Annotated in this window: 23 protein-coding genes; 17 read left to right on the top strand and 6 right to left on the bottom strand. The window is 70.1% G+C overall.

Features of this window, described 5'->3' with window-relative positions; genetic code table 11:
* Positions 1 to 24: 24 nt before the first annotated feature.
* From wecB to BKH32_RS03750, 3 genes are all read left to right on the top strand, one after another.
* Positions 25 to 1,227: a non-hydrolyzing UDP-N-acetylglucosamine 2-epimerase gene (gene wecB / locus BKH32_RS03760; protein ID WP_075248692.1), complete on the top strand. Its 1,203-nt coding sequence runs from the start codon at positions 25 to 27 to the stop codon at positions 1,225 to 1,227.
* On the top strand, positions 1,224 to 3,179 hold the full coding sequence (locus BKH32_RS03755) for a DUF2334 domain-containing protein (protein WP_075248691.1): 1,956 nt from the start codon (positions 1,224 to 1,226) through the stop codon (positions 3,177 to 3,179). Before wecB ends, BKH32_RS03755 begins: the two co-directional genes overlap by 4 nt.
* Before the next feature lie 94 nt (positions 3,180 to 3,273).
* Positions 3,274 to 4,767 carry a Tat pathway signal sequence gene (locus tag BKH32_RS03750; protein WP_075248690.1) on the top strand — a complete coding sequence of 498 codons (1,494 nt, stop codon included), beginning with the start codon at positions 3,274 to 3,276 and terminating at the stop codon, positions 4,765 to 4,767.
* Positions 4,768 to 4,816: 49 nt separating this feature from the next.
* Here BKH32_RS03750 and BKH32_RS03745 read toward each other — a convergent pair whose 3' ends face one another.
* Positions 4,817 to 7,123, bottom strand: coding sequence for a RecQ family ATP-dependent DNA helicase (locus BKH32_RS03745; RefSeq protein WP_256690738.1), 2,307 nt, complete (start codon positions 7,121 to 7,123; stop codon positions 4,817 to 4,819).
* Positions 7,124 to 7,544: 421 nt separating this feature from the next.
* On the opposite strand from BKH32_RS03745, the gene BKH32_RS03740 reads away from it, so the two are divergent.
* The 5 genes from BKH32_RS03740 (at position 7,545) to BKH32_RS03720 (ending at position 13,179) form a co-directional block, all read left to right on the top strand.
* Positions 7,545 to 8,402, top strand: coding sequence for a MarR family winged helix-turn-helix transcriptional regulator (locus BKH32_RS03740; RefSeq protein WP_081376680.1), 858 nt, complete (start codon positions 7,545 to 7,547; stop codon positions 8,400 to 8,402).
* A 43-nt stretch (positions 8,403 to 8,445) separates the two neighbouring features.
* The gene (locus BKH32_RS03735; protein WP_075248689.1) at positions 8,446 to 10,308 is read left to right on the top strand and encodes a cation:proton antiporter; all 1,863 of its coding nucleotides are present in this window, start codon (positions 8,446 to 8,448) and stop codon (positions 10,306 to 10,308) included.
* Positions 10,309 to 10,411: 103 nt separating this feature from the next.
* Positions 10,412 to 11,554: a histidinol-phosphate transaminase gene (locus tag BKH32_RS03730; protein ID WP_075248688.1), complete on the top strand. Its 1,143-nt coding sequence runs from the start codon at positions 10,412 to 10,414 to the stop codon at positions 11,552 to 11,554.
* 111 nt (positions 11,555 to 11,665) lie between these two features.
* Entirely contained in the window at positions 11,666 to 12,265 is a 600-nt protein-coding gene (hisB, locus tag BKH32_RS03725) for an imidazoleglycerol-phosphate dehydratase HisB (protein ID WP_075248687.1), read from the top strand.
* A complete protein-coding gene (locus tag BKH32_RS03720; protein ID WP_178384546.1) occupies positions 12,265 to 13,179 on the top strand; it encodes a hypothetical protein in 915 nt (304 codons plus the stop codon). Before hisB ends, BKH32_RS03720 begins: the two co-directional genes overlap by 1 nt.
* A gap of 46 nt (positions 13,180 to 13,225) precedes the next feature.
* Here the strand turns inward: BKH32_RS03720 and BKH32_RS03715 are convergent, their stop codons facing one another.
* The gene (locus BKH32_RS03715; protein ID WP_075248731.1) at positions 13,226 to 14,809 is read right to left on the bottom strand and encodes a serine/threonine-protein kinase; all 1,584 of its coding nucleotides are present in this window, start codon (positions 14,807 to 14,809) and stop codon (positions 13,226 to 13,228) included.
* Between the two features lie 425 nt (positions 14,810 to 15,234).
* On the opposite strand from BKH32_RS03715, the gene hisH reads away from it, so the two are divergent.
* Positions 15,235 to 15,873, top strand: coding sequence for an imidazole glycerol phosphate synthase subunit HisH (gene hisH / locus BKH32_RS03710; protein ID WP_075248685.1), 639 nt, complete (start codon positions 15,235 to 15,237; stop codon positions 15,871 to 15,873).
* Between the two features lie 40 nt (positions 15,874 to 15,913).
* Positions 15,914 to 16,666, top strand: coding sequence for a bifunctional 1-(5-phosphoribosyl)-5-((5-phosphoribosylamino)methylideneamino)imidazole-4-carboxamide isomerase/phosphoribosylanthranilate isomerase PriA (gene priA, locus BKH32_RS03705; protein WP_075248684.1), 753 nt, complete (start codon positions 15,914 to 15,916; stop codon positions 16,664 to 16,666).
* 47 nt (positions 16,667 to 16,713) lie between these two features.
* Here priA and BKH32_RS03700 read toward each other — a convergent pair whose 3' ends face one another.
* The 3 genes from BKH32_RS03700 to BKH32_RS03690 form a co-directional block, all read right to left on the bottom strand.
* Positions 16,714 to 18,006, bottom strand: a complete 1,293-nt coding sequence (locus BKH32_RS03700; RefSeq protein ID WP_075248683.1) for a lysophospholipid acyltransferase family protein — start codon at positions 18,004 to 18,006, stop codon at positions 16,714 to 16,716.
* 97 nt (positions 18,007 to 18,103) lie between these two features.
* Positions 18,104 to 19,039 (bottom strand): phosphatidate cytidylyltransferase, encoded by a 936-nt coding sequence (locus tag BKH32_RS03695; RefSeq protein ID WP_075248682.1) that lies wholly within the window; start codon positions 19,037 to 19,039, stop codon positions 18,104 to 18,106.
* Positions 19,036 to 19,734, bottom strand: coding sequence for a CDP-alcohol phosphatidyltransferase family protein (locus BKH32_RS03690; RefSeq protein ID WP_075248681.1), 699 nt, complete (start codon positions 19,732 to 19,734; stop codon positions 19,036 to 19,038). The genes BKH32_RS03695 and BKH32_RS03690 overlap by 4 nt, the downstream gene beginning before the upstream one ends.
* Before the next feature lie 98 nt (positions 19,735 to 19,832).
* Between BKH32_RS03690 and BKH32_RS03685 the strand changes: the two genes are divergently transcribed.
* A complete protein-coding gene (locus BKH32_RS03685; protein ID WP_256690732.1) occupies positions 19,833 to 20,690 on the top strand; it encodes an SseB family protein in 858 nt (285 codons plus the stop codon).
* 22 nt (positions 20,691 to 20,712) lie between these two features.
* Here BKH32_RS03685 and BKH32_RS14615 read toward each other — a convergent pair whose 3' ends face one another.
* On the bottom strand, positions 20,713 to 21,030 hold the full coding sequence (locus BKH32_RS14615) for a hypothetical protein (RefSeq protein ID WP_075248680.1): 318 nt from the start codon (positions 21,028 to 21,030) through the stop codon (positions 20,713 to 20,715).
* 262 nt (positions 21,031 to 21,292) lie between these two features.
* Between BKH32_RS14615 and BKH32_RS03675 the strand changes: the two genes are divergently transcribed.
* The 6 genes from BKH32_RS03675 to rplT all read left to right on the top strand — a co-directional run bounded on the left by BKH32_RS03675 (position 21,293) and on the right by rplT (position 25,004).
* Positions 21,293 to 21,883, top strand: coding sequence for an ABC transporter ATP-binding protein (locus BKH32_RS03675; protein ID WP_256690731.1), 591 nt, complete (start codon positions 21,293 to 21,295; stop codon positions 21,881 to 21,883).
* A complete protein-coding gene (locus BKH32_RS14280) occupies positions 21,880 to 22,416 on the top strand; it encodes a hypothetical protein (RefSeq protein ID WP_256690729.1) in 537 nt (178 codons plus the stop codon). Before BKH32_RS03675 ends, BKH32_RS14280 begins: the two co-directional genes overlap by 4 nt.
* Positions 22,416 to 23,315, top strand: a complete 900-nt coding sequence (locus BKH32_RS14275; RefSeq protein WP_256690727.1) for a hypothetical protein — start codon at positions 22,416 to 22,418, stop codon at positions 23,313 to 23,315. Before BKH32_RS14280 ends, BKH32_RS14275 begins: the two co-directional genes overlap by 1 nt.
* A gap of 363 nt (positions 23,316 to 23,678) precedes the next feature.
* Positions 23,679 to 24,278, top strand: a complete 600-nt coding sequence (gene infC, locus BKH32_RS03665) for a translation initiation factor IF-3 (RefSeq protein WP_430383783.1) — start codon at positions 23,679 to 23,681, stop codon at positions 24,276 to 24,278.
* 123 nt (positions 24,279 to 24,401) lie between these two features.
* A complete protein-coding gene (gene rpmI / locus BKH32_RS03660) occupies positions 24,402 to 24,596 on the top strand; it encodes a 50S ribosomal protein L35 (protein WP_003780493.1) in 195 nt (64 codons plus the stop codon).
* 27 nt (positions 24,597 to 24,623) lie between these two features.
* Positions 24,624 to 25,004 (top strand): 50S ribosomal protein L20, encoded by a 381-nt coding sequence (gene rplT, locus BKH32_RS03655; RefSeq protein ID WP_003786223.1) that lies wholly within the window; start codon positions 24,624 to 24,626, stop codon positions 25,002 to 25,004.
* Positions 25,005 to 25,063: the final 59 nt, after the last annotated feature.

The following is a 25,063-nucleotide window of genomic DNA, read 5'->3' as shown; positions in this document are numbered from 1 at the left end:
CCGACACACGACCAGGAGAACCCCATGACCACCGACTCCACGCAAACGGGCGGCCCCTTAAGGGTCATGCTCGTTTACGGCACCCGCCCGGAGGCGATCAAGCTCGCCCCCCTGGTGGCCGCCATGCGCGACGACCAGCGCTTCGCCCCCATCGTCGTCGTCACCGGACAGCACCGTGAGATGCTCGACCAGGTGCACGAGTTCTTCGGCATCGTGCCCGACGACGACCTCGACATCCACTCGCCGGGGCAGACCCTCACCCAGATCACCAACCGCTGCCTGCAAGGGGTGGGGCAGGCGATCGAGGCCCATCGCCCCGACGCCGTCGTCGTCCAGGGGGACACCACCTCCGCCTTCGCCGCCGCGCTGGCGGCCTTCTACCACGAGGTGCCAGTCCTCCACGTCGAGGCCGGTCTGCGCACCGGGGACATCTCCTCACCCTTCCCCGAGGAGGCCAACCGGCGGCTCATCAGCCAGGTGACCACGCTGCACCTGTGCCCCACCACCACCAGCCGGGACAACCTGCTGCGCGAGAGCACCGACCCGCAGTGCGTCAGCGTCACGGGCAACACGGTTATCGATGCGCTCCTGGTCGCTGTCGACCGTCGGGTCCCGCCACCGGATGAGGATCTGGCAGCAGCGCTGAAGGACTCCTCCCGGCGAGTCGTGCTCGTCACCGCCCACCGCCGTGAGTCCTGGGGCGAGCCGATGCAGGCCATCGGCCGCGCCGTCGCGCGCCTGGCCGCCAAGCACCCCGAGGTGCTCTTCGTGCTGCCGGTCCACCGCAATCCCAAGGTTCGCGAGGACCTTCTGCCGCAGATCGAGGGCCACGCCAACGTCATCTGGTGCGACCCGCTGGAGTACGGCGCCTTCTGCGCGCTCATCGACCGCTGTGACGTCGTGCTCACCGACTCCGGCGGCGTGCAGGAGGAGGCCCCCGCGCTGTCCAAGCCCGTCCTGGTCATGCGGGACAACACCGAGCGTCCCGAGGCCGTCGCCTTCGGGGTCGCCGAGCTGGTCGGAACCGACGAGGACCGCATCGTCGAGAGGGTCTCCACCCTGCTGACCGACGAGGCGGCCTACACGGCCATGGCTCAGGCCGCCAACCCCTACGGCGACGGACATGCGTGCAAGCGCATCCTGGCCGCCACCGCCGCCCTGTTCGGCCGCGGTGCCCCCCTTCCCGAGTTTGAACCTGTTCCCACCTCAACCAAGGAGTGTTCATGAACCTTCCGACCCTTGTGTCTGCACGACGACGCCGCTGCGCACTGGCCGCCATCGCGGTGTGCCTGGGCAGCTCCATCGCCGCAGTCGGCCCCGCCCAGGCCGCGCCCACCGCCGGCGTGCAGCCTCCCGTCGCGGTCCAGGCCGCCGCGGCCAAGCCCGCCGACGGAGCCCAGGTCAACGACGCCGACCCGGCCAAGAAGCCGCTTCCGGCTCCGCCCGAGCCTGCCGCAGCGGCCAAGAAGGAGCTCCCCCTCAAGGAGGACAAGCAGGCCGACGTCGACCTCAACAAGCCCGCGCCCGCCGCAGGACAGGTCAAGATCCGTGACCTGAAGCAGAACGCGCCCGAGGTTCCTGCCGGCGCGGTGACCTTCTCCAACCAGGAGGCGGGACCTGCATCGACCCTGGTCCTGTTCGACACCACCGGTGCCTACGCCAAGCTGGGGGAGTACTACGCCCTGAGCATGGGCACCCTGGCCAGCCACTCCGGAACCGTCACCACCCTTCCCGTCAAGGACTACGTGGCGGGCCTCGCCGGACGTTTCACCAACGTGGTCTACATCGGCTCCACCTACGACGAGCCGTTGCCCCGGGCCTTCATCGACGACGCCCTCACCGGCAACATCCCGGTCATGTGGTCCGGCTTCAACATCTGGCAGCTGACCAAGACCGACGCCGACCGCGCCGCCTTCACCCAGCGCTACGGCTGGGACGCCGCCACCTCCTACATCGACTCCACCGACCGGGTCACCAAGATCAGCTACAACGGCGCCTCCCTGAAGCGCAACGAGCTCAACACCGGTGGGATCATCGCCCCGCACATCACCCGCGAGAAGGACGTCAAGGTCCTGGGGCGCGCCGAGTGCTCCAAGCCCGACGGCGCGGCCACCCCCTGCGCCTCCATCGCCCAGTCCGGCACCAGCTCCTTCCCCTGGGCGGTCAGCTCCTCCGGACTGACTTTCATCGGCGAGATCCCCCTGACCTACCTGGGTGAGCAGGACCGCTACATCGCTGCTGCCGACATCCTCCTGGACGTGCTTCAGCCCAGTGCTGAGCAGTACCGTCAGGCCGCTGTGCGCCTGGAGGACGTGACCCCGGACAGCGACCCCGAGGAGCTGCAGGCGATCGTCGACTACTTCTACAGCCAGAAGGTGCCCTTCCAGATGGCGGTGGTGCCCATTTACACCGACCCCAAGGGCACCGAGAACAACGGCCAGCGCAAGGACCTCACCCTTGAGGACTCCCCGGAGCTGGTGGCCGTCCTCAAGGACGCCGTGAAGAAGGGCGGAACGATCGTCCAGCACGGCACCACCCACCAGTTCGGCAAACTGGACAACCCGTACAACGCCGTCTCCGCCGACGACTTCGAGTTCATCCGCTCGTGGTGCTCGACCACCAACGACACCAAGGCCCCGGCCGTCGACTGCCAGGACAAGTCCTTCGTCCAGATCGGAGGAGCCCTGCCGGGTACCTCCCAGGCATGGGCAGCCGACCGCGTGGATCAGGGACGCCAGATCTTCGGGGAGGTCGGTCTGCCGACTCCGGAGATCTTCGAGACCCCGCACTACTCGGCCACCCGTGAGGCCTACTACGGCATGGGCGAGCACTACTCGGTGCGCTACGAGCGCGAGCTCCTCTACGCCGGTACCCTGACCAGCACTCAGGCCGGTCCGTTCGACTACTACGGGCAGTTCTTCCCCTACGCGGTCAACGACCCCTACGGGACCCACGTCCTGCCTGAGAACCTGGGCAACTTCGAGCCCAACGAGATCAACCAGCACCCGCCGCGCCTGGCCCAGGAGATCATCGACGCCGCCAAGCTCAACCTGGTCAACACTCACGCCACCGCCAGCTTCTTCTTCCACCCCTACTACCCGCTGGCCGAGCTGAAGAAGATTGTCGCCGGCATCAAGGCCGAGGGGTACACCTTCGTGCCGGCCTCGGAGCTGAGATGACCACAGTGCCGACTGTGAGATTTAACGTCTCCGGAATCACGAAAAGAGGACCATTCGGTCGGAATGTCTCCCCGAAAACTGGAATACTGCTTCCATGACATTCGAGACCAACCGTAGGAGGATGCTGGCGCTTCTGGGTACTGGCATTCTGGGAGCGTCAGTGTCCTCCTGCGGGCACGCGAACATGACCCCGCCGGCCATGGGGGACGGGGCGACCAGCCACCTGAGTCTTCACATCAGTGATGCTCAGGGCAACGCCCTCAACCTCGAGGCGCTGCGACGCATTCAGTCCAACGGCAAGGGCGAGGTCGGCTATGACGACGCGCTGCTGGATGCCAAGACCCTGGAGGTCATCGCCGTCGGCCCCCTCTACCAGGACGAGGGCGGTGCCATCGGCATCGATGTGCCTTCCGGGCGTGAGTGCACTCTGACCATGTCGTGGCCGACCAGCCACGGGTACTCGGCACTCATGGCGGATCTGCCGGCCTCCGGCGAGCACGATCTCCTGGAGCTGGCGGCCCGAACCCTCCACGAGAGGCAGCCCGAGCGCCTCCAGCAGGCCACTGCGAAGGGCTTCAAGGGCGCTGACGAGGCGGGAAAGCTGCACGCCTCCGCCCAGCAGTCCCTGGATGCCTGCTCCAAGGCCCAGTCCTGGACGGAGCGGGGTCGCCTGGCGAACTCCGCCCTGGAGGCGGCCGCCGGGGCTCAGCTCTCCCTGGACCGGGCGCTGGCCGCTCAGGCGCCGAAGGACGCCGTCATCGGGGTGACCTTCACCCGGGTGCCCACGTCCGCGGAGGTCGCCGCCGCACTGGCCCCCAGCGGCCCCGGAGGCGGCAAGCGGAAGGTTTCGGCCCGTCTGGTGATCGGTGACCCCGATGACGCCGAGGAGATGGCCGGCTGGCGCAGCACGATGGAGGCCCTGCACGCGCAGGGCGGTCAGGCCCTGGCTCAGATCTGCGACTCCCACGACCTGGCAGCCCTGACCGACTCCGCCTGGGACACGCGGGTCGACGCCCTCATCAAGGCGCTTCCCAACGTCGATGCCTGGGAGGTCGGTAACGAGATCGGTGGGGACTGGCTGGGCACCGGGCCGGTGGCCAAGGCCCAGCGAGCGGCTAAGGCGGTGCGCGAGCGCACCAGCGCGACGACCGTGCTGACCCTGTACTACCAGTTCGGGCAGGCGGACCCGACGTACTCCCTGTTCAGCTATGCCGCCAGGGAGATCCCCGCGTCGGTCAGGGAGCTGGTCGACGTCGTGGGACTGTCCGTCTACCCCCAGCTCCATCCGCTGGGCACAGCCGCTGACCGGGTCCTGAGCACCCTGGAGTCCGTCTTCTCCTCCTCCCGGATCGCCGTGACCGAGCTCGGGTACGGGGGAGCGGACCTCAACGCCGGCCCCTGGTGGTTCGGCTCGGCCTCCGACCCCGTGGTGGCCCGCACCGCCGTCGCCGAGCACGTCACCGGCGCGGCGCTGGGGCGGTCCGACGCCTGGGGGGCCCCCTTCTGGTGGTATTACCTCGAGGATCAGGTCGGAACCCCTGGGGGCCAGGTGGCTCCGTCGCTGGCCGCCGTCGCCACTGGTCTCTAGAACGCCGGGGCCGGTGGGCGATGCCTGGTGAGGCAGTGCCCACCGGCCCCTACCTCTGTGCCAGGACGAAGGGGTGGACCGCCGCCGCCCCCGCCTCGCGCAGGAGGAAGGCCGCCGTCGTGAGCGTCCAGCCGGAGTCACTCCAGTCGTCCACGAGGACCACGTCGCGCTCGCGCAGCTCTTCAAGGGTCTGAGTCGGCCATTCCTGGAGCGTCAGGCTACGGGCCACTTGTGCCAGGCGAAATGCAGAGCCCACATCGTGCTGCGGCGGATCCTGACCGGCCAGGCCCACGACGCCCAACGCCCGCGCGCCCAGCCGTGTGGCCACGGCGTGCCCCAGCTGGCGGACCATGCGGGGGCGGGTGCGGGAGTCCACGACGACGACGGCCGGTGGCCTGCTCGGACGGCCCTCCCCGGCGGTGTCCTGCTCATCGCGGATGATCTCAGCGAGCCGGTCCACCGTCTCAAGCACCTGCGGTCTGACTGACACCGGGACCTCGCCGTCGGTGGCGGAGGCCACCAGCTCACGCAGCGCCACCGAGGTCCCCAGCCCATCCAGTCTTCCCACGGCCAGCCCGGTCGCCGCCTGACGGTCGGCTCCGATGCGGCCCTTGAGGTGGCCCAGGCCCAGCCGCTCCATCCCGGTGGGCCACTGGCGGCGTGCCCGCAGCTCAACCCCTGCGCGCCCCAGCGCCGCTCGGGCGACACCGACCTGCTCCTGGTCGGGGGCGTCAGGCAGGTCCAGGCCCCCGCACAGGTCACAGGCCCCGCAGCGCCACCCCCTCTCAAGAAGAGGGTCATCGAGCACCGACCTCAGAAAGGCCATCCGGCAGGGGACCGATCCCTGCCCGGGGGCAGGAGCGGTCCCGAGACGCTCGTAGGCGACCATCGACTCCTGCTCGGCCCGGCGCGCGGCATCAACTCGCGCATAGCGCTGGGCGTCATAGGACCAGGGCTGGCCAGTGGACTCCCAGCCGCCACGAACCCGGCGCACGGCGCCGTCGACGTCAAGGACCTTGAGCATGGACTCCAGCCGGCTGCGTCGCAACGAGGTCACCGTCTCCAGGACCGCTGTGGACGCCGCCCCGCCGCCCGCGGCCCTGCGCTCCTCCAAGGCGTCCAGGACCACGCGAACCTGCTCCTCGGGCGGGAAGCCCTGCGAGCCGAACCATTCCCAGATGGCCCGGTCCTCCGAGCCGGGCAGCAGGACCACCTCGGCCCGCTCCACACCACGACCGGCGCGCCCCACCTGCTGGTAGTAGCTCACCGGTGAGGACGGAGCCCCCACGTGCACCACGAAGGCCAGGTCCGGCTTGTCGAAGCCCATTCCCAGAGCGGAGGTGGCCACCAGCGCCCTGACCCGGTTGGCCTTGAGGTCCTCCTCCAGGCGCTCGCGCTCGGCGGCGTCGGTCTGCCCTGTGTAAGCGGCCACCTCCACGCCGGCTGAGCGCAGGTACTCGGCGATCTCCTGCGCCGCCGAGACCGTCAGGCAGTAGACGATGCCGCTGCCGGGAGTACGGCCGATGTAGGCGGCCAGCCAGGCCAGGCGGGAAGCGGCATCCGGCAGCATCCTGACCCCCAAATGGAGAGAGCCTCGCTCCAAGGTCCCCCGCAGCACCAGGACCTGCTCGCCGCCCTCCCCGCCTTCCTCCAGGGACGCCCCCAGCTGCTCAGCGACGTCGGCGCTGACTCTGCGGTTCGCGGTCGCCGTCGTCGCCAGGACCGGGGTGCGCGGCGGCAGCCCCGCCAGCAGGGTGCCGATGCGCCGGTAGTCGGGCCGGAAGTCATGGCCCCAGTCCGAGATGCAGTGGGCCTCATCAATGACGACCAGCGCGGCGCTCGCGGCCAGATGGGGGAGCACCTCATCGCGGAAGACCGGGTTGTTGAGGCGCTCCGGGGAGACCAGCAGGACATCGACCTCACCGGCGGCCACCTGGGCCTGAATCTCATCCCACTGGGTGACATTGGCCGAGTTCATGGTCACGGCCCGGAGCCCGGCGCGGCCTGCGGCGGTGACCTGGTCACGCATGAGGGCCAGCAGCGGCGAGACGATGACGCCGGCCCCGGCGCCGCCGCGCGCGCCGGGGGAGGGCGGCGGGACTCCCGGCCGCCAGCCTCCCCAGCCCTCTCGCAGCAGGACCGTCGCCACGAAGTACACCGCCGACTTGCCCCACCCGGTGCGCTGGACCACCAGCGCGCGGCGGCGTGCGATGACAAGCGCCTCGATCGCCCGCCACTGGTCCTCACGCAGGTGCACGTCGCTGCGACCCACGAGCTCGCGCAGGACGGCCTCGGCGCGCTCACGAACAGGGCCGGCCGTCCCTGGGGAGCCCGATGTCATGGTCGTCTGAGACATGCTGCAACGCTAACGCCGGCCGCTGACTTCCACCGCCGGCTACCGGAATCCACTGACGTCCATCGACGTGTCTGTGCGGCTGCGGTCGTTGATACCGGTTCCGGGACCGGTGCGGCCAGACACCGGGTGAAGAGTGAGTCACAACATACAGGTACCAGTCGTAACTCCTTGACCGAAATTGGAAGGTGCCTGTAGTTTTGGCGTCGTCAAGATACAACAGGCACCTTCTGAAGTGCGGTGCCGCAGCTGTCCGCGACGACCGCGAGAACCGGTGTCGACGGGAACGCAGGCAGAGCGCACGGGTGCCTTCACGAGTCAGGAGAAGCTCATGAATCCCGAGAGCATCAGGAACACCGATCCGAGCACCACCCCACCCGACACTCAACACAGCGCCTATCAAGGCGCTGGGACGGAAACCGATATGACGAACAGCCCCCACCCCCATGTTTCCAAGGACGCCGACGGCGCGGCCTTGGCGCAGCACCCGCAGCGAGCCTCCCTCCACGAACGATTCCGGCGCTTGCAGCACCTCATGCGCCACAGCCGCATGACGGCGCATCACGACGGACCCTTCGCCGACATCACGCGCGGCCGCGGCCGGGTACTGGCCGCCCTGCGCATGCAGAGCCCGATCCCCACCCGTGACCTGGCTTTCCTCCTCGATATCCGCCAACAGTCCCTCAATGAGCTTCTCAAGAAGCTCCAGGCCGACGGTCTTATCGAGCGCAGGCCCAGTCAGGAGGATCGTCGAGTCATGGTCGTCCACCTCACCGAGGCCGGCCGCAGTACGCCGCTGAGCGGGCCCAGAGCCGACTACCTCGAGTCTCTGACTGATGAGGAGACCTCCACCTTGGCTCGGCTTCTCGACAAGATCATCGACTCCCTGGAGTCTCAGCTCGGGCCCGATGAGGACGGTGAGCGCGGGCCGCGTTTCGCCGGCGCCCGTCGTCGCATGGGCGAGGAGCGCTTCGAGGCCATGATGCGCATGCGCGAGCACGGTTTCGGCCCCTTCGGCCCCGGCCCTGTCTTCGCTCCGGGCTACGGCCCCGGTTCCGGCCCGGAGGCGGCCGACGCCGACCCGTCAGAGGACGGCGGCAGGCGACGCAGGCGGGCGGGCCACGGTGGTCCGCGCCGAGGAGGACGTCCCTGTCAAGGCGGCGACGCTCTACCTGGAGAGGGCTTTCCCGAGCGCGGGGACCGCAGGTACAGAGCAGGTCGGGCACAGCGCACCCCTGGGGCCGGCATGGCCTTCCCCCACGTCACCGGCCACGACTGCTGAAGCCCCAGCATTATCCGCCGATGCACTTGGATACCCTTGGCCCATGGACCTCCTCATCATCGCCGTGCTGGGCACTCTGGCCATCGCTGCGGCCTCTCAGCTCAGCGACCGCATCGGCGTCGCCCCGGCGCTGATCCTCCTGGCGGGTGGCACGGCGGTGGGCTTCCTGCCCTTCATCCCGGCGATCGAGCTGGACCCCCAGGTGGTCCTGGAAGGAATCCTCCCCCCGCTGCTGTTCTCCACGGCGGTGAGCATCTCCACCATCAACTTCCGCCGTGAGCTCGCCCCGGTGGCGGTGCTGGCCATCCTGCTGGTGGCCCTGTCCGCCGCAGCGATCGGCGCGGTCCTCACCCTCCTGGTACCGGGACTCTCCCTGGCCTGGGCCATCGCCATGGGGGCGATCCTCAGCCCCACCGACGCCGTGGCCATCTCCATCGCCCGGCGGCTGGGAGTCTCCCAACGCATCATCACCGTCCTGGAGGGGGAGGGACTGCTCAACGACGCCACGGCACTCGTAGTCCTGTCCTCAGCCGTCTCGGCCGCCACATCGGGCGGCGTCAGCGTAGGCGGCGTGCTGGGCGGCTTCGCCCTGGCGGTCCTCGTGGCCCTGGGGGTGGGCTGGCTCGTCGGTGAGGCGAGTCTGCGGGTGCGCTCCCACATCACCGACCCCACCGTGGACACGGTCGTGTCCTTCACCGTCCCCTTCCTCGCGGCGATCCCGGCCGAGCACATGCACGGCTCAGGCCTCGTGGCAGCCGTCGTCGCCGGGCTCATCACCGGCCACCGCGGCCCGCGCATGCTGCCGCCGGCCCACCGAGTGGCCTCGCGCACCAACTGGCACACCGTCGAGCTCACCCTGGAAGGACTCATCTTCCTGGTCATGGGGCTGGAGTTCTTCGGCATCGTGGAGAAGGTGGACGCCTCGGACCTCGGGGCTCGACGGGCGCTGGCGATCGCCGTCGTCGCAGGCTTCCTCACCATCGTCATCCGGGCACTCGTGGTGGCACCAATGCTCAAGCTCCTCAGCCACCGGACCGCGCGCTGGGCGACCCACTGGCAGGAGAACGAGGAGGCCATCCACCAGTTCCAGAATCGCTGCTCGGCCATCGTGCGCGGAGAGGCCGAGATGCCCCCGGTTCCCTGGGACCGGCGCCGCTTCGCACAGGTCCAGCGCAGACTCCGTCGGGAGACCAACCACGAGAGCATCGCCCGGCGCGCACGCAGCCTCTCCAGCCGAGTCAGACGCCGGGGCGCCGACCTGGACTACTTCGCAGCCGAGCCCCTGGGCACACGCGAGGGCGCCGTCATCGTCTGGGCGGGCATGCGCGGCGCCATCACCCTGGCAGCCGCCCAGACCCTGCCGACCACAGCACCTCACCACCCCTTCCTCCTCCTGGTGGCCATGCTCGTGGCCGCCGGCTCACTGACGATCCAAGGACTTTCGCTGTCCGCACTGGTCCGCGTCGTCAGACCCGCCATGGCCGGCCCCGCCGACGACGAGGAGAAGGCCGCCGTCATCTCGCTGCTGGTCAACGCCGCCCGCGACGTCGCCTGCGTCGGTACTCACGGTGCCTCCCAGCACGCCGCACCCGCAGCACCCACCGGTGCCGCAGACCCCGAGAACAACGAGAGCCTCAGCCCGACCGCTGAGCAGCACGGCCTCGTACGCAGGCAGGGCAACGACATCGTCGTCTCGCCAGCAGCCGTTGCCAAGGCCTGGGCCGACCCCACCTGGCGCCACGACGACCTCGCCCCCGTGCGAGAACGAGCCCTGGACATGATCCGAGCCCAGCGCGAGGCCCTTCTTGACGCCGGCGACGAGGGCCTCTACTCGGCCGACTCCCTGGAGCACGCCCTGAACCGCCTCGACTTCCAGGAGATCATGCTCACCAGCGAGCCGCACTGACAACGACCCCAAGCAGGACACCGCGACCGCCGCCCTCGGCGCCGCGCGCACCACCGGATGGGCGGCCCAACCGCTGGAGCGGACTGAGCCGTAGACTCCTGGCGTGAACGCGAACCTGCCCCTGAGACCGGACCTGGAGGGCGAGAGCCCCTACGGGGCCCCCGAGATCGACGTCCCCGTGCGGCTGAACGTCAACGAGAACCCCTACCCGCCCTCGGCCGCGGTCATCGAGTCGATCGCCACCGCCGTGGCTCAGGCCGCCCAGGGGCTCAACCGCTACCCGGAGCGGGACTTCCCCCGGCTGCGGGCCGCGCTCGCGGACTATCTCGCGACCGAGTCCGGTGCGCATGCGACCCCTGAGCAGATCTGGGCGGCCAACGGCTCCAACGAGGTCATGCTCCACGTGCTCCAGGCCTTCGGCGGTCCCGGGCGCACCTGCCTGACCTTCACCCCCACCTACTCGATGTACCCCGAGTACGCCCGCGACACCCTGACCGACTACGAGACGCGACCGCGCCGCAAGGACTTCACCCTCGACGTCGACGCCGCGGTGAGCGCGATCAACGAGCTTCGGCCGGCCGTCGTCGTCCTGGCCAGCCCCAACAACCCGACCGGAACCGCCCTGCCGCTGGAGGACATCAAGCGGATCCTTGAGGCGGCCCGCGGCCACGGTCCCGTCCTCGAAGCCGAGATCGGATCGCCCGCCCGGGTCAGCGACTGCGTCGTCGTCATCGATGAGGCCTACGCCGAGTTCCGCCGTCCGGGCGTGCCCAGCGCCCTGGAGCTGGTGGGGCCGGCCCACCCGCACCTGGCCGTCACCCGCACCATGTCCAAGGCCTTCGGTGCGGCCGGTCTGCGCCTGGGCTACCTGGCCGCCGACCGCGCCCTGGTAGACGCCCTGCGCGTCGTGCGCCTGCCCTATCACCTCTCCGCCGTCACCCAGGCCGCGGCCCTGGCCGCCCTGTCCCACCGCGCCGAGCTCATGGCTCAGGTGGCCTCCCTGCGCGATGAGCGCGACGCCTTCGTGGAGTGGCTGCGGGCCCAGGGACTGAGCGCGCACGAATCGGACGCCAACTTCGTCCTGTTCGGCCCGTTCCCCGACCGCGAGGCCGTCTGGCGGGCTCTGCTCGACGCCGGGGTCCTCATCCGCGTCGTCGGTCCCGAGGGCTTCCTGCGTGCCAGCATCGGCACACCGGACGAGATGGCGCGCCTGCGCACCGCCCTGACCGCAGCCATCGGCAGATGACAAGGATGCCGGCAGCGATCGGCGCCTAGGACCGGTAGGGTTGCTATCGATTGAGTCACCGATGAACCACTGTGCTGAAAAAGCACGACACCCGATGCTGAGGAAGCACCCATGAGTCGTATTGCGCGTATTGAGCGAGCCACGAGCGAGTCAAGCGTCGTCGTCGAGATCAACCTCGATGGCACGGGCCAGACCGACATCTCCACCACCGTTCCCTTCTACGACCACATGCTCACCGCGCTGGGGCGCCACTCGCTCATCGATCTGACAGTGCGCGCCACCGGTGACACCGAGATCGACGTGCACCACACCGTGGAGGACACCGCCATCTGCATCGGTGAGGCCCTGCGCGTGGCCCTGGGGGACAAACGCGGTATCCGCCGCTTCGGCGAGGCCAGTGTTCCACTGGACGAGGCCCTGGCTCATGCCGTCGTCGACATCTCCGGGCGCCCCTACCTGGTGCACGAGGGGGAGTCAGAGGCCTTCGTCCACCACCTCATCGGCGGTCACTTCACCGGTTCCATGGTGCGTCACGTGCTGGAGGCCATCGCCTACCACGCCGGCATCTGCCTGCACGTGCGGGTCCTGGCCGGGCGCGATCCCCACCACATCGCCGAGGCCGAGTTCAAGGCCCTGGCGCGCGCACTGCGCGCAGCCGTGGAGGACGACCCCCGTGTCGAGACCATCCCATCCACGAAGGGAAGCCTGTGATGGACCAGCCCCCCCGGCCCGACGAGAGCCGCGACGACCACCAGGACCACCAGCGCGACCTGGACGCAGAGTTCGCCGCCCTCATGGGCGACGTGGAGATCCCCGACGACCTCTCGGTCGAAGGCCTGGGGGCTGTGCAGGAGTCCGGCAGCGAACCGGGCCGGCAGACCCCGGTGGAGGACGGCTCCGTATCGGCCGGCGCCCAGGGGGAGAATGGTCCGGCGGACGTGAGTCCCGACGCCGTCCCACACAACACCTACCATCCCCTGGACGGGGGACAGGGCGGAGCGAAGGACACCGAGGGCCTGTCCCGGCTCACCGATGCCCAGGAGGCGCAGATCGCCGCCGCGGCCGACTCCCTGAGCTCCTACGTGCCCGGTCAGTCCGACGACCAGGCTCCCCGGGCGGTCAAGGTCGCCGTTGTCATGACGCCGCTGAACCGGGCCGACGGCTTGGCCGGAATGTGCTCCCTGCTGGACCTCGACTGCACCGTGGTGCCCTCCTCCAGCGGGGCCTTCGCGGTCAAGCAGTTCGTCTCCGCCCACTCGGACTGGGACGTGGCCGAGCTGCTCGGCGGCTCTGACTCCGAGCCCGCTGAGGCCGCGGAGCTGGCCGCCCAGCTCTCCCGCCTGTCACGGGCCGGGGCGGTTCTCATGACCGCCGACCTGGCCACCGACGTCGGTATCGAGTCCGGCCTGTCCGGGACGATCACCGCCCGTCACTTCACCAACGGCCAGCCCGGTGAGGAGGCCTCGGCGGGGCTCCTGCTGGCCTCCATGGACCAGGTCGTCGAGGACGTCCTCCTGGGAGTCATCGACGCCGATGACGTCCCCGGAGCGGTGAAGTCCTCCGAGATCCAGGCGCCTCGGGCGATGCGCTGGTTCGGACGCGGCCTGCGCCGTCCCCCGCAGTGACCTCACCGGCACGCGCCGCCCGCTGCCGGCCAGTGGGCGGCGGCTTCTAGCCGGCGTAGGAGCTCGTCCGCTGCCCGCCCTTGTCGGAGGCGATGCAGGAGAAGCCCCGCTTCCCGGTGTTCCACCCGGCCTCCCCCGGGCCCAGCACCGATGTGTTCGGATCGCCGGCCCCGTACTGCTGGGCGGCCTGTACGGTGCAGGTGGCCTGTACGTTGGGATCGGCCGCCAGGTCGTCATCACTGGATCCCGAGGTGCTCTCCGCAAGGGTCCCCACCTGGTAGACCTCCCAGGAGTGGGGATCGTTGCAGCTGACCTTCCTGGCCGTGGTCTGACCCGAGATCGAGGTGGTGCCCGCCAGGCAGGTCCCCACTGGGTGCGGCGGGGTCGAGGCGTTGTCCTGACTCGACGACGAGGGCTGGGACACGGCCCCCGATGCTCTGGTGGCGTTGGCCGCAGGAGCCAGCCGGGCGCCCGCGACCCATCCTGCGCTCAGACCGACGACCAGTCCGACAATCGCGCCGATCGCCGCGGAGCGCAGACCGATCTGCCTGCGTTCTCGGCCGGAGAGTCTCATCGACTGACTCAGCTGGGCGGAGACGGGGGCATTCAGGGGCGCCTTCTCGGAGCGCTCCGGTCCACCTGCGACGATTGAGGACGGTGAGGCGGCGGGCCCCGAGGAGCCGGTGGGGCGGACCGGGAAGACGGAGTCCGATGATGCCCGCTGCGATGCACTGCTGGGAGCGGAGGAGTCGGGTGAGCTCGCCTCTTCGTCGGGCGGAGGCGGCGCCAGTCCGGCCTCAACCAGCCGCAGTGAGGTCACCGGCCCGCCGACGGCCAGGTGTCCCGTCCCCAGATGCTCACGGATCTGCCCCAGGGCCCCCGTGAGCTCAGTGCCGTTGCGGTAGCGGTGCTTGGGATCCGGGGCCATCGCCTTGCTCAGGATCGGTAGCAGGATCTCAGGGACGTTCGGGTCGGTGAGGTTCAGGGGGGCGTCGAGGGACCGGACGATCTCCGGCAGGCTGCGCTGCACGCCGTCGGGACCACGCCGGGGGCCTCGGCCCGTCAGCAGGGCGAAGAGCACCGCACCCATGGACCACACATCCCCCTCGGGGCCGGGGCCGGCCAGCATGAAGGCCTCCGGCGCGGCGAAGTCGGGGGTGAGGCACTCCAGGGTCACGGTGGGGTCCTGACCCTCGCGCTGGACAGCGGCGATACCGAAGTCCGACAGTCGGGGAGAGCCGTAGGAGTCCAGAAGGATGTTGGCGGGCTTGACGTCCCGGTGCATGACGCCGGCCGCATGGGCGGCCCCCAGGGCCGAGGCCGCGGCCTCCACCAGGGCCACGGCGTCGGAGGCGGGAGTCGGGCCGCGTGAGACGAGGTCGTAGAGGCTGCCGCCCGCGCACAGCTCCATGACCAGGTAGGGGCGCAGGTCGGGCAGCTTGCCCGTGTCGACCAGCGAGACCACGTGAGGATGCCCCGAGATCCTCGAGGCCGCCTGCACCTCGCGCATGAAGCGCCGCTCATTGCGGGGATCATCCAAGGGACGGGAGTCCACCTTGACGGCGATCGGACGCTCCAGGGAGTCCTGCACACCGGCGTAGACCGTGGCGAAGCCACCGCGTCCCAGCACCGAGGTGATCCGCACTCCGGGAATGGAGAAGGGTGCAGCGCTGCGCGACCCGTTGGACCCGCCCGACCCCGTGCCGGCCGCTGCGGCGGAGTGGCTCGAGGAGGCCTGCGAAGGCGGTGGAGGCGGGGGCGCCGGCCAAGGCGGTGGAGGGGCCTGGCCGGAGGGGGGCTGCATGCTCACAGACGAATACTCGCCCATCTTGGGGATTCGTGAAAGGAAGCGACTACCCGGATTCAGATCGCACATTCCTCCCGTGTCTTCGCGCCGTGCCTGTGCAAGGCCGCGACCAGCTCGACGCACCACTCGAACCGCCGCCCCAAGGCTGTTGAGCCGGCGCTGCCGGTTCCGGTTCTGCGCACGTCACAGGGCGTTTCAGAGTGTGGAGGATACTCAGAATGATCTGCAGGGACGGTAGGGTGTGTCACATGCAAGCGCCCCGCGTCACCGTCCTGTCCTACGGATCCGGCAATGTCCGCTCGGCGGTGCGCGCTCTGGAACGAGTCGGAGCGCAGGTGACCCTCACCAGTGACCCGCACGAGGTCGCCGAGGCCGACGGGCTCGTGGTCCCCGGGGTGGGCGCCTTCGGCGCGGTCATGGAGCAGCTGCGGGCGGTCGACGCACCTCGTCTCATTGAGCAGCGCCTGGCCGGTGGACGGCCGGTCCTGGGAATCTGCGTGGGCATGCAGGTCATGTTCGAGCGCTCCCAGGAGCATGGGACCGCTGAGGAAGGGCTGGGACAGTGGCCCGGCACCGTGTCCCGCTTGAGTGCCGACGTCGTTCCGCACATGGGGTGGAGCCTGGTCCGTCCTCCCTCGGGCTCCGTCCTGTTCGACGGCGTTGCCGACGAGCGCTTCTACTTCGTCCACTCCTATGCGGCCACCCAGGACCCTGCCGAGCTGCTCGGCCCCGGTCCCACCCGTCCGCCACAGGCCACCTGGGCGACTCACGGGCACGACTTCATCGCCGCCGTCGAGAACGGCTCCCTGTGCGCCACGCAGTTCCACCCTGAGAAGTCCGGTGACGCAGGGGCTCAGCTGCTGCGCAACTGGTTGACGACCCTCTGACCCCACCCGAGCCAGCCCACGACCACAGCAGGAGAAACGCATGCTCACTCTACTTCCCGCCGTCGACGTCGCCGATGGCAAGGCCGTCCGGCTCCTTCAGGGAGAGGTCGGCTCAGAGACGGACTACGGCAGCCCCGTCGACGCCGCCCGGGACTGGGTGCGTGCCGGGGCCGAGTGGATCCACCTGGTGGACCTCGACGCCGCCTTCGGACGTGGCTCCAACCATGAGCTGCTCGCGCGCATCGTCGGCGAGGTCGGCATCAAGGTGGAGCTCTCCGGAGGCATCCGTGACGACGCCTCACTGGCCCGCGCCCTGTCCGCCGGAGCCGCCCGGGTCAACCTGGGGACGGCTGCTCTGGAGGATCCCGAGTGGACCGAACGGGTCATCGCCGAGCACGGGGAGAAGATCGCCGTTGGCCTCGACGTGCGCGGCTCCACCTTGGCGGCCCGCGGCTGGACCAAGGAGGGCGGAGACCTGTGGGAGACCCTCGAGCGGCTCAATACCGCAGGGTGCGCGCGCTACGTCGTCACTGACGTGACCCGGGACGGCACGCTGAGCGGCCCCAACACCGCTCTGCTCACCGAGGTCTGTCAGCGCACCGCGGCGCCGGTGGTCGCCTCCGGCGGTATCGCCCACCTCGACGACCTGGTCGCGCTGCGCCGTCTGGTGCCGTTGGGACTGGAGGGCGCGATTGTCGGCAAGGCGCTCTACAACGGTAACTTCACTCTTCAGGATGCCCTGGTCGTGGCCGGTGACGAGGAGAGGCGCGAGCCCTCGCAGGCTCGTTCCTGACCTCTGCCCGACGTCGCCCGACCGCTCGGCGGCTGCTACGCGGGTGACTATGGACGTCCAGGACGCTTCGGGCGCTGCCAGTGCCTGATGACGCCTCGAAGCGCGGTGGCGAAGACGACGCCGGTGGCCGCCAGGTAAGGGCCGTAGTGCTGCCGGGTGATCGGTCCCAGTGGCTTGCTCAGTGTCTTGACGATGGCGGTGGAGGCCGCCATGCGCGCGGCACGCTCGCCGGCCGCGTGAATGACGACTGAGGGCAGAGGCAGGTCGCGGCGCCCGGACTCGGCGGCGAAGAGCTTCACCGGGATCCCGGTCAGTGCCTGCTTCCAGTACCCGCGGGGGCCCTGGCTCAGGTAACGGGATGTCGCCGTCCTCATCCGCGGTGTGGTCCACGGCGCGGGAGGCTGGTGTCCGCCCCGGGTCAGCAGGTGCGTGACCGCCACTCCGGTGACCGAGCCCGCCACGACCATCGCCGCCCGACGCCACATCCGCTCAGGGTGGGTCAGCCCCAGCCACACCTGGCTCATCTCCGCCATGATCGGGAAGGAGATGGCCTCGGCCATGCCCCAGACGAACATCACGGCGTCTCCGCGGCCGCCCTCCATCGCGGTGTGCAGGACGGTGAAGACGTCTGAGACCGGCGCGGGTCTGCGGGGGCGCTGGAGCATCTCCTCGATCTGCTCGCGGGCCAGGTCGCTGACGCCCTCCACGTCGTCGCTGGGGGCGATCGGCTCGCCGACACGGACCTCGACGGGGGAGTAACGGGGCAGGCCGCCCTTCTTCGGCATCATCTCTCGCGTCCCCACCAGCGCGACCGGTAGCACGGGGATCCCGAAGTCTCGTGCGAGCCTGGCGGCCCCGGAGTGGAAACGGCTCATCCTGCCGTCAGTGGAGCGGGTGCCCTCGGGGAAGATGAGAATGCTCATCGACTCGGCCACCCGGTTGGCCAGCGTTCCCCGCAGCTCCTCATAGGCGCCCTCGCCGTCGCGCCGCACCGGGTAGGCACCCAGCAGCCCCCTGGCCACGAGGCGACGAGAGCGACGGGTGAACCAGTAGTCCTGGGCAGCGACCGTGACCACCCGCATGAGGGTCGGGGAGGCGCTCATCATCGCGATCGTGTCCGCATGGGAGCCATGGTTGGCGACGACGACGTAGGGGCCGTCGGCCTCGAACTCGCCCTCGACCCGCACGCCCCCGAACGGAGCGATGACGGCGGACCAGAAACGCTGACGCAGTACCGCGCGCCAGGTGACCTTCTGGGGCGTTCGCACAATCGATCGCAGGCGGCGTCCCGCCGAGGCGATCTCGGCCGGACCTGGAACCGAGGGGATCTGAAGGGGCATCGGGCTACCTTTCCGTGGGCTGTGCAGGCGATGGAGGAGACGACTCGGAGTCGGAGGGACGGGGGCGCTGGGGCGGGACGTCGGAGAGCCGGCCCACTCACCCCAGGACGGCGGCCAGAGGCAGGACCAGGAGCAGGGAGTCGACGCGGTCCAGGAGACCCCCGAACCCGGGCAGCCAGGCACCGGCGTCCTTGACTCCGGCGGTGCGCTTGACGAGAGACTCCAGCAGGTCTCCCAGGACGCCGCCCAGACCGACGGCGATCACCAGACCGGGCGTGATGTGGCCCAGCAGGGTGAGAATGAGGGCGGCCCCGATGACGGCCCCCGCCAGTCCACCGAGCGTCTTGTTCGGGGACAAGGGGGACAGTGGACGTCGCGCCCAGGCCATTGGGCGCAGGAAGGTCCCGCCGGCCCACGCGGCCACATCGGCGGCCGCGGCCGCGAAGGCGATGAGGAACGCGTCGTGCCACAGCACCACGAGGTGCGCCAGGGACCAGGGAATCCAGATCGAGGCGAAACCGGCGATCGTCGCCCTTCTCAGACCGTGCTCGACGTCGCCGGACAGGACGGCGGGCACGGCGCACACGAGCACCGTGAGCGGAGCGAGCGCCATGAGGTCCGGTCGCAGCCAGGCGGCCAACGGATAGATCACCGCCAGTGACGCCAGCATCAGGGTCTCCGCCCTGGGCAGCCGAGTGAGCCGGGAGAGCTCACGAACCGACTGCAGCCCGAGGGCGGTGGCGAGCAGCGCCGTCGTCCCCCGTCCGACCCAGATAGGGATACCGACCGCCGGGATGATGATGGCCCACGTGGTCCAGCGGCGGTGCAGCTCCGCCTTACGGGACAGAGCCACACCGATACCGGCCAGGAGCAGGATCGCCACGGCCGTGGCCGCGAGGAACACTGCTCGACCCGTGAGGACCCACCCCGGCCCGGGAACGGTCACGGTCCACGAGCGGCTGCCGCCCACGATCCAGTCGATCACTCCGCCGTCCGCCTCATGACCCGCCCAGGCGCTGATCCCGGTGGTCACGACTGGGCCCCCGGGGCGGCCTCGTCCTCACGGACACTGCGGCCTATACGGCTGATGTCCTGCGGTGGCGGCGGGGCCATGGTGTCGGCCATGGCCGGGCCGGTGCGTCCGGCGAGCGCGGTGGCGGTGCGCGCCAGCCGTACGCAGGCCGTCACCGCAGAGCCCATGATGATGATCCAGGCGATGATCGCCAGGTACTGGGGGAGGGCAGCCGCCACGACCGCCGCCAGGCACCGCTCGGTCTTACCGAACGGACCACCGTTGAGCCTCGCGGCGCCAGCACCGGCGGCGGCCAGGGAGATGAAGGTCGGTAGCGTTGCCGCCGCCAGAGCGATCAGGGTCAGGTAGACCGTGGTGGTCGATGAACCGGTGCGCAGGGCGAGGCCCACCAGGCCGGCCATGATGAACAGGTCGGAGAGCCGGTCCCCGATCTCGTTGAGGACGAAGCCGAAAGGTCTCGATACGCCTCGCGCCCTAGCCACTGCACCGTCCAGGTTCGCGCCCCCGAGCCGGGCGGCCAGCAGGATGAATGCCAGAAGCCACCAGCCCATGACCAGTGCCCCGCAGCCCAGCGCGGCGGCGATGACGCCGACGGCGGTCCACACGTCCGGGGAGATGCCACGGCGCACTGACGCCTGGATGATGACCCCCAACCGGCGGGTGTACCAGTACTTCAACGAGTAGAGCGATACCACCGCAACAGGTTATCGAGCCGAGTTCTCGAAGGTGAGTGATTGGTCCGGAAGGTTCTGGGGAGTAATCCCCAGGACTCGGACGCGCTACGGTGAGTGCTATGAGCACGTCTTCGGATCACCCGCTGCCGAGTCCGCGGCCCGAGGCGGCGCCCCAGGTGGCTGCTGCCATGGCCGCGAGGGCCAAGCTGGAGCGTCTTCTGGCAGCGCCGGCCCCCTTCGCCGACGACGACGGCTCGATCAGTCCGGAGGTGCGCAAGGCGCTGGAGGCCGTGGACCTGCCGCGTCATCAGTACCTCGATGAGCTGTGGGCGGTCCTCGTCGGTGGCCGGCTGATCGTTCCCGTGGCCGCCCACGCCCTTCCCGGACGCCCGGAGGGGAGCCGAGCGCAGTCCGTGAGCCTGCCGCAGGGCCCGTCGGGCGATGGTGCACCGCAGGCTCCGGCTCACGAGGTGCATACCGCCGACGCCTGCCAGGACGCGGCGACCCTGGCGGTGAGCCTGCCCGACGGGCACATCGCCCTGCCGGTGTTCACCAGCGCCGAGGCGATGAGCCGGTGGCGCAGTGACGTGCGCCCCGTGCCCGTCTCGCCCCAGCGAGCGGCCCAGGTCGCCTGCCTGACCACCGACCATCTGTGGGTGCTCGACCCCGGTAGCCGGGACCTGCGCCTGCCGCGCCCCGCCGTCGTGGCCCTGAGCGGGGGAGAGGCATGGGTGCCCTCATGGCGCAACGAGCCGGTTCAGGCCGAGGTGCGCGCCCAGCTCCAGGAGGTCGACGGCGTCACCGGCGTGGCCTTCGGACCCGGTGAGGGAGCCGAGCTGCGGGTCTTCATCCGCATCGACGCCGCAGGCGGTCGCGCCGCCGTGGCCCGGAGCCTGGAGGGCTGCCAGCACGTCATGGTCAACCCGGCCTGGGGCGACCTCATCGACACCGTGGAGCTGTGCCCGCTTCCCGCCTGATCCGAGCAGCCGGAACCCGGTCTCAGGGGCGCCCCAGGATCAGGGCCTCCCACTGCCCGACCTGTCCGTAGTGGTCCTCCAACGGCCCGGCCACCTGGTCGAAGCGGGCAACGACCGCGCGCAGGGCCTGGGCGTCCTGGGGGCGTTCGTCTCTCTGGGCGATCCGGGCGCAGGCCTCTGTGATCGCACGGATCTGGGCGAGATCCCGGGTCGAGACCGTCACCCGGCCGGGGCCCGGATCCCTCGTGGTGCTCCAGTCGGTTCCGGCCTCACGGGAGAGAGTGGAATCGCCGTCGGATGCGTCATTCGGGTCCGGGGTCCTCACGCTGTTCCAATCCATGACTGCCGAGCGTAAGCCCTCCGATTCGACCAGGCCACTGAGAAAACGTGTGCTGGAATAGTACCGATGAGCGCGATGTCGACCACCTCAGCCGCATCTCAGTCGGGCCCTGAACCAATGCCCGGTAACCGGCATGATTTCACCGGTGGCACCCTGCCCCCGGTGGCGAGCCGAGAGCCACTGGTGAGCGCCCGCGACCTCAGTGTCGGATACAGCGACCAGCCGGTCTGCGCCCCGGCGACCTTCGACCTGCTTCGGCCAGGTGCTGGCCCTGGTCGGAGTCAACGGGGCCGGCAAGTCGACGATCCTGCGTACCTGCTGCGGGCTGCTGCGCCCGCTGGCGGGGCGGGTCCACGTACCCGGACACGTCCCGGACCCCCGCTCAGGCGCCCAGCGCGCCGCCCTCGCCACGGACCTGGGGCAGGAGTCCTTCTTCCCCACCCTGACCGTCGCCGAGCACCTGCGGATGGTCTGCTTCGGGCACGGCGTCGTCGAGGCCGACGACCGGGTCAGGGACCTGCTGGAGGACCTGGAGCTGCGACGGCTCGCGGGGCACCTGCCCGAGGAGCTCTCCTCGGGACAACGGCGCCGACTGGCACTGGCATCGGTCCTGGTCCGGCCCCGCAGGCTGCTGGTCCTCGACGAGCCCGAGCAGCGCCTGGACCGGGTGACCCGCCTGCTCCTGGCCGACATGCTCGTCGAGGAGCGTGAGGCCGGTGGGGGAGTGCTCATGGTCTCCCACGACCCGGAGATCGTTGAGGAGGCGGCCACCGACGTGCTCCTCGTCGGACGCGACACCCGAGTGCTCAGTGTGGATGACGGCGTGCGCGCCATTGAGGAGGGGCTGAGGTGATGCTGCCGGGCGGCCGGGAGGAGCAGCCCCTGTCCACGACCCCGGACAAGACGGTGTTTCCTGACGGGGCTGCGCTGCGCAGCTGGGTGAGGCGCCGTACCCGACGGCACCGCCGCGGTGTCTGGGCGCTCGTGGGGGACGTCTACTCCACGCTCCTGACGATCATCATCGCCGGGACGATCCTGGCCCCCTACCTGCGCCGGCTGGTCGTGGCCCAGCCTGGCTCAGTTGGGACCGGTGCGCTCGGCGGCTTCGCAACAGCGGGTCTCGATCTCGGGTGGCAGGTCCTGGCGCTGCTCATGCTGCTGGCGGCGGTCGGCGTCGGTTCACTCGGCCGGCTCGGCCCGCTCTTCCTGCGCCCTCACGAGGCCGCCTGGTGGCTGCCCATACCCGGGGACCGGGCCAGTCTCCTGGCGCCGGTGGCCCGCGTCGAGTACCTCATCGCGGCCACCGTGGGAGCCACGGCGGGCGTGCTCCCGGCGTTGGCGGCCGGAGGCGGCTGTGGGGCGCCGCCGCGGCGTGGCCGGTCCTGATGTCGGCCGGGACCTGCCTGGTGCTCACCGAGCTCATCAAGGCCCAGATCCTTGGCCGCGGTGTCGATCCGCTGCGGCGCCGTCTCATCCTGGCGGGGGTCGCTGCATGCCTGGCCGGTGCGGCGCTTCCCTTCCCGCGCTCCCTGCTCGGGAACACGGCGGTCGCCCTCCTGGCCGGGGTGCTGGCCGCCCTGGCCGTCATGGAATGGAGGCGGGCCAGGGGCAGCCTGGGGCAGGTGCATGATGCCGCACTGCTGGCCGTTGTCGCGCGGTCCTTCGGCGCGCACGTCTCACTGCTGTCGCTGGACACCAGGGTCCTGGGACGGCTGCTCTCCCCGGATCCCACCCGGCCCGTGAGACCTTCACCGCTGTGGGCGGCGTGGATCGGGAGCCGACTGCCCCGCCCCCTCGGGGTGCTGATAGGAGTGGCTCAGGCGGACTGGCTCCTGCTGCGCCGCCAGCGCCGGCGCCTGCTTCAGATGGGGGCCGGGCTGGCCGTCGCGGTGCTGCCGCTCCTGTCCGGGGCCGTCGGCGACCCCCTGCGCGCCGTCGGCTATCTCATCGGAGGCTGGATCGCGACCCTGGTCGTTGCCGAGCCTGCGCGCCAGGCCTGGTTCGACGGCGGTCCTGACGCCTCCTGGCCGGTGGCGTCCTGGGTAGTGCGCATGGGGCACCTGCTGGTGCCGGCCGTTCTCATGAGCACGTGGTCCCTGCTGAGCCTGGTCCCGGCCATGGCGGCCCTCGGGGCTGCGGCCGCCTGGAAGGGGCTGGCAATCGTGGTCGCCCTGGCCCTGGTGAGCGGCTGGGCCTGGGCCGGGGCGGCGCTGCTCGGGATCCAGGCCGCCGCCGGCATCGTCGCCGTCGTGTGGGGAGCCCGCACGAACCGCCGGGCCTCCTGACGGCCTGCCTCGCCTCAGAATCCGCCTCATACGTGGGAGGATTCACGCCAATAGGGCGAGGGTGCAGTGGGAGAGTGAGCCCGTGTGCTGGTAGCATTTCTCACTGACCACCCGGGGTTCGCCCCGGTGCGCAAGCGGAGCGATCCCACCTGGGTTCCTTTCGGGAATCGGGTTCATGCGAGGGTGACAAGCCCTTCGCGGTCCCTGCTCGGCCACGGCCGCGCGGAGAACGCGCTCATCACGAGGCCTCCGACCTGCGCGGCAGGAACGGGGGCCTTTCCTCGTTCCGCAACCATCCGTGACTCAGAGTGAGGAACCGACATCAGCGAGCCCCGTATCAACGAACGGATCCGCGTTCCCGAAGTGCGTCTCGTCGGCCCCAGCGGAGAGCAGGTCGGCGTTGTCCGCGTGGAGGACGCCCTGCGTCTGGCTGAGGAGGCCGATCTCGACCTGGTCGAGGTGGCCCCCGACGCCCGCCCCCCGGTGTGCAAGCTCATGGACTACGGCAAGTTCAAGTACGAGTCGGCCATGAAGGCGCGCGACGCGCGACGCAACCAGGCAAACACCCAGCTCAAGGAGATCCAGTTCCGCCCCAAGATCGATGAGCACGACTACGCCACCAAGCGCGGTCACGTCGAGCGATTCCTCAAGGGCGGGGACAAGGTCAAGTGCATCGTCCGCTTCCGTGGCCGCGAGCAGTCCCGGCCCGAGCTCGGGATCAGGCTCCTGCAGGGCCTGGCCGAGGAGATGGCCGAGCTGGGCACCATCGAGTCCCACCCCCGTCAGGACGGCCGCAACATGGTCATGGTCCTGGCTCCGGTCCGTAAGAAGGCCGAGGTCAAGTCCGACCAGCGGCGCCGTCGCGAGGAGGCCCGCGCCGCCCGCCGTGCCGAGAAGCACGCGGGCCGAGCACCCAAGGGCGCCAAGCCCTCGGACGGGGGACCTGCCAGCGAGAACGCCTGAGAGCGCCCGAGGGCGCACTCGACACTCACCTGACACCACCGACCCACCCCCTCGCCACCGTGAGCGGGGTCCGCAGTCCCGGCGACCACTGGTCTGCCAGGGACCGAGAAGAGGAAATTACCCATGCCGAAGAACAAGACGCACTCCGGTGCCAAGAAGCGCTTCCGGGTCACCGGCAGCGGCAAGCTCATGCGCGAGCAGGCCAACAAGCGCCACCTGCTGGAGGTCAAGTCCTCCCGCCGCAAGCGCAAGCTGTCCCAGGACCAGCCGGTCGCCCCGGCCGACGTCCGCCAGGTCAAGAAGCTGCTCGGTCGCTGACCGCCCAACCCACCAAGGAGTCTCACCATGGCACGTGTGAAGCGGGCTGTTAACGCCCAGAAGAAGCGTCGTTCCGTTCTCGAGAAGGCCTCGGGCTACCGCGGCCAGCGCTCGCGCCTCTACCGCAAGGCCAAGGAGCAGGTCACCCACTCCGGCGTCTACGCGTTCCGTGACCGTCGCGCCCGTAAGGGCGACTTCCGTCGCCTGTGGATCCAGCGCATCAATGCTGCCGCCCGCGCCGAGGGCCTGACCTACAACCGCTTCATCCAGGGTCTTGGCCTGGCCGGCGTGGAGATCGACCGCCGCATGCTCGCCGAGCTGGCCGTCAACGAGCCCGCGGGCTTCAAGGCCCTTGTGGAGGTGGCCCGCAAGGCCCTCCCCGAGGACGTCAACGCCCCCAAGGCCTGACACGTATCAGTGGGCCGATGGCCTGCTGAACAGCATCTGACGACGGCGGTGCCGCCACC

Origin of the sequence: Actinomyces oris, from assembly GCF_001929375.1 — a bacterium.
In the GTDB taxonomy this organism is placed as follows: Bacteria; Actinomycetota; Actinomycetes; order Actinomycetales; family Actinomycetaceae; genus Actinomyces; species Actinomyces oris_B.
This window is presented reverse-complemented; position numbering and strand designations above follow the sequence as displayed.

What these genes read in the sequence shown, in the direction of transcription:
- wecB (WP_075248692.1), top strand. Translation starts at nt 25, where the DNA reads ATGACCACCGACTCCACGCAAACGGGCGGCCCCTTAAGGGTCATGCTC.
- BKH32_RS03755 (WP_075248691.1), top strand. Translation starts at nt 1,224, where the DNA reads ATGAACCTTCCGACCCTTGTGTCTGCACGACGACGCCGCTGCGCACTG.
- BKH32_RS03750 (WP_075248690.1), top strand. Translation starts at nt 3,274, where the DNA reads ATGACATTCGAGACCAACCGTAGGAGGATGCTGGCGCTTCTGGGTACT.
- BKH32_RS03745 (WP_256690738.1), bottom strand. Translation starts at nt 7,123, where the DNA reads ATGTCTCAGACGACCATGACATCGGGCTCCCCAGGGACGGCCGGCCCT.
- BKH32_RS03740 (WP_081376680.1), top strand. Translation starts at nt 7,545, where the DNA reads ATGACGAACAGCCCCCACCCCCATGTTTCCAAGGACGCCGACGGCGCG.
- BKH32_RS03735 (WP_075248689.1), top strand. Translation starts at nt 8,446, where the DNA reads ATGGACCTCCTCATCATCGCCGTGCTGGGCACTCTGGCCATCGCTGCG.
- hisB (WP_075248687.1), top strand. Translation starts at nt 11,666, where the DNA reads ATGAGTCGTATTGCGCGTATTGAGCGAGCCACGAGCGAGTCAAGCGTC.
- BKH32_RS03720 (WP_178384546.1), top strand. Translation starts at nt 12,265, where the DNA reads ATGGACCAGCCCCCCCGGCCCGACGAGAGCCGCGACGACCACCAGGAC.
- hisH (WP_075248685.1), top strand. Translation starts at nt 15,235, where the DNA reads ATGCAAGCGCCCCGCGTCACCGTCCTGTCCTACGGATCCGGCAATGTC.
- priA (WP_075248684.1), top strand. Translation starts at nt 15,914, where the DNA reads ATGCTCACTCTACTTCCCGCCGTCGACGTCGCCGATGGCAAGGCCGTC.
- BKH32_RS03700 (WP_075248683.1), bottom strand. Translation starts at nt 18,006, where the DNA reads ATGCCCCTTCAGATCCCCTCGGTTCCAGGTCCGGCCGAGATCGCCTCG.
- BKH32_RS03685 (WP_256690732.1), top strand. Translation starts at nt 19,833, where the DNA reads ATGAGCACGTCTTCGGATCACCCGCTGCCGAGTCCGCGGCCCGAGGCG.
- BKH32_RS14615 (WP_075248680.1), bottom strand. Translation starts at nt 21,030, where the DNA reads ATGGATTGGAACAGCGTGAGGACCCCGGACCCGAATGACGCATCCGAC.
- BKH32_RS14275 (WP_256690727.1), top strand. Translation starts at nt 22,416, where the DNA reads ATGTCGGCCGGGACCTGCCTGGTGCTCACCGAGCTCATCAAGGCCCAG.
- rpmI (WP_003780493.1), top strand. Translation starts at nt 24,402, where the DNA reads ATGCCGAAGAACAAGACGCACTCCGGTGCCAAGAAGCGCTTCCGGGTC.
- rplT (WP_003786223.1), top strand. Translation starts at nt 24,624, where the DNA reads ATGGCACGTGTGAAGCGGGCTGTTAACGCCCAGAAGAAGCGTCGTTCC.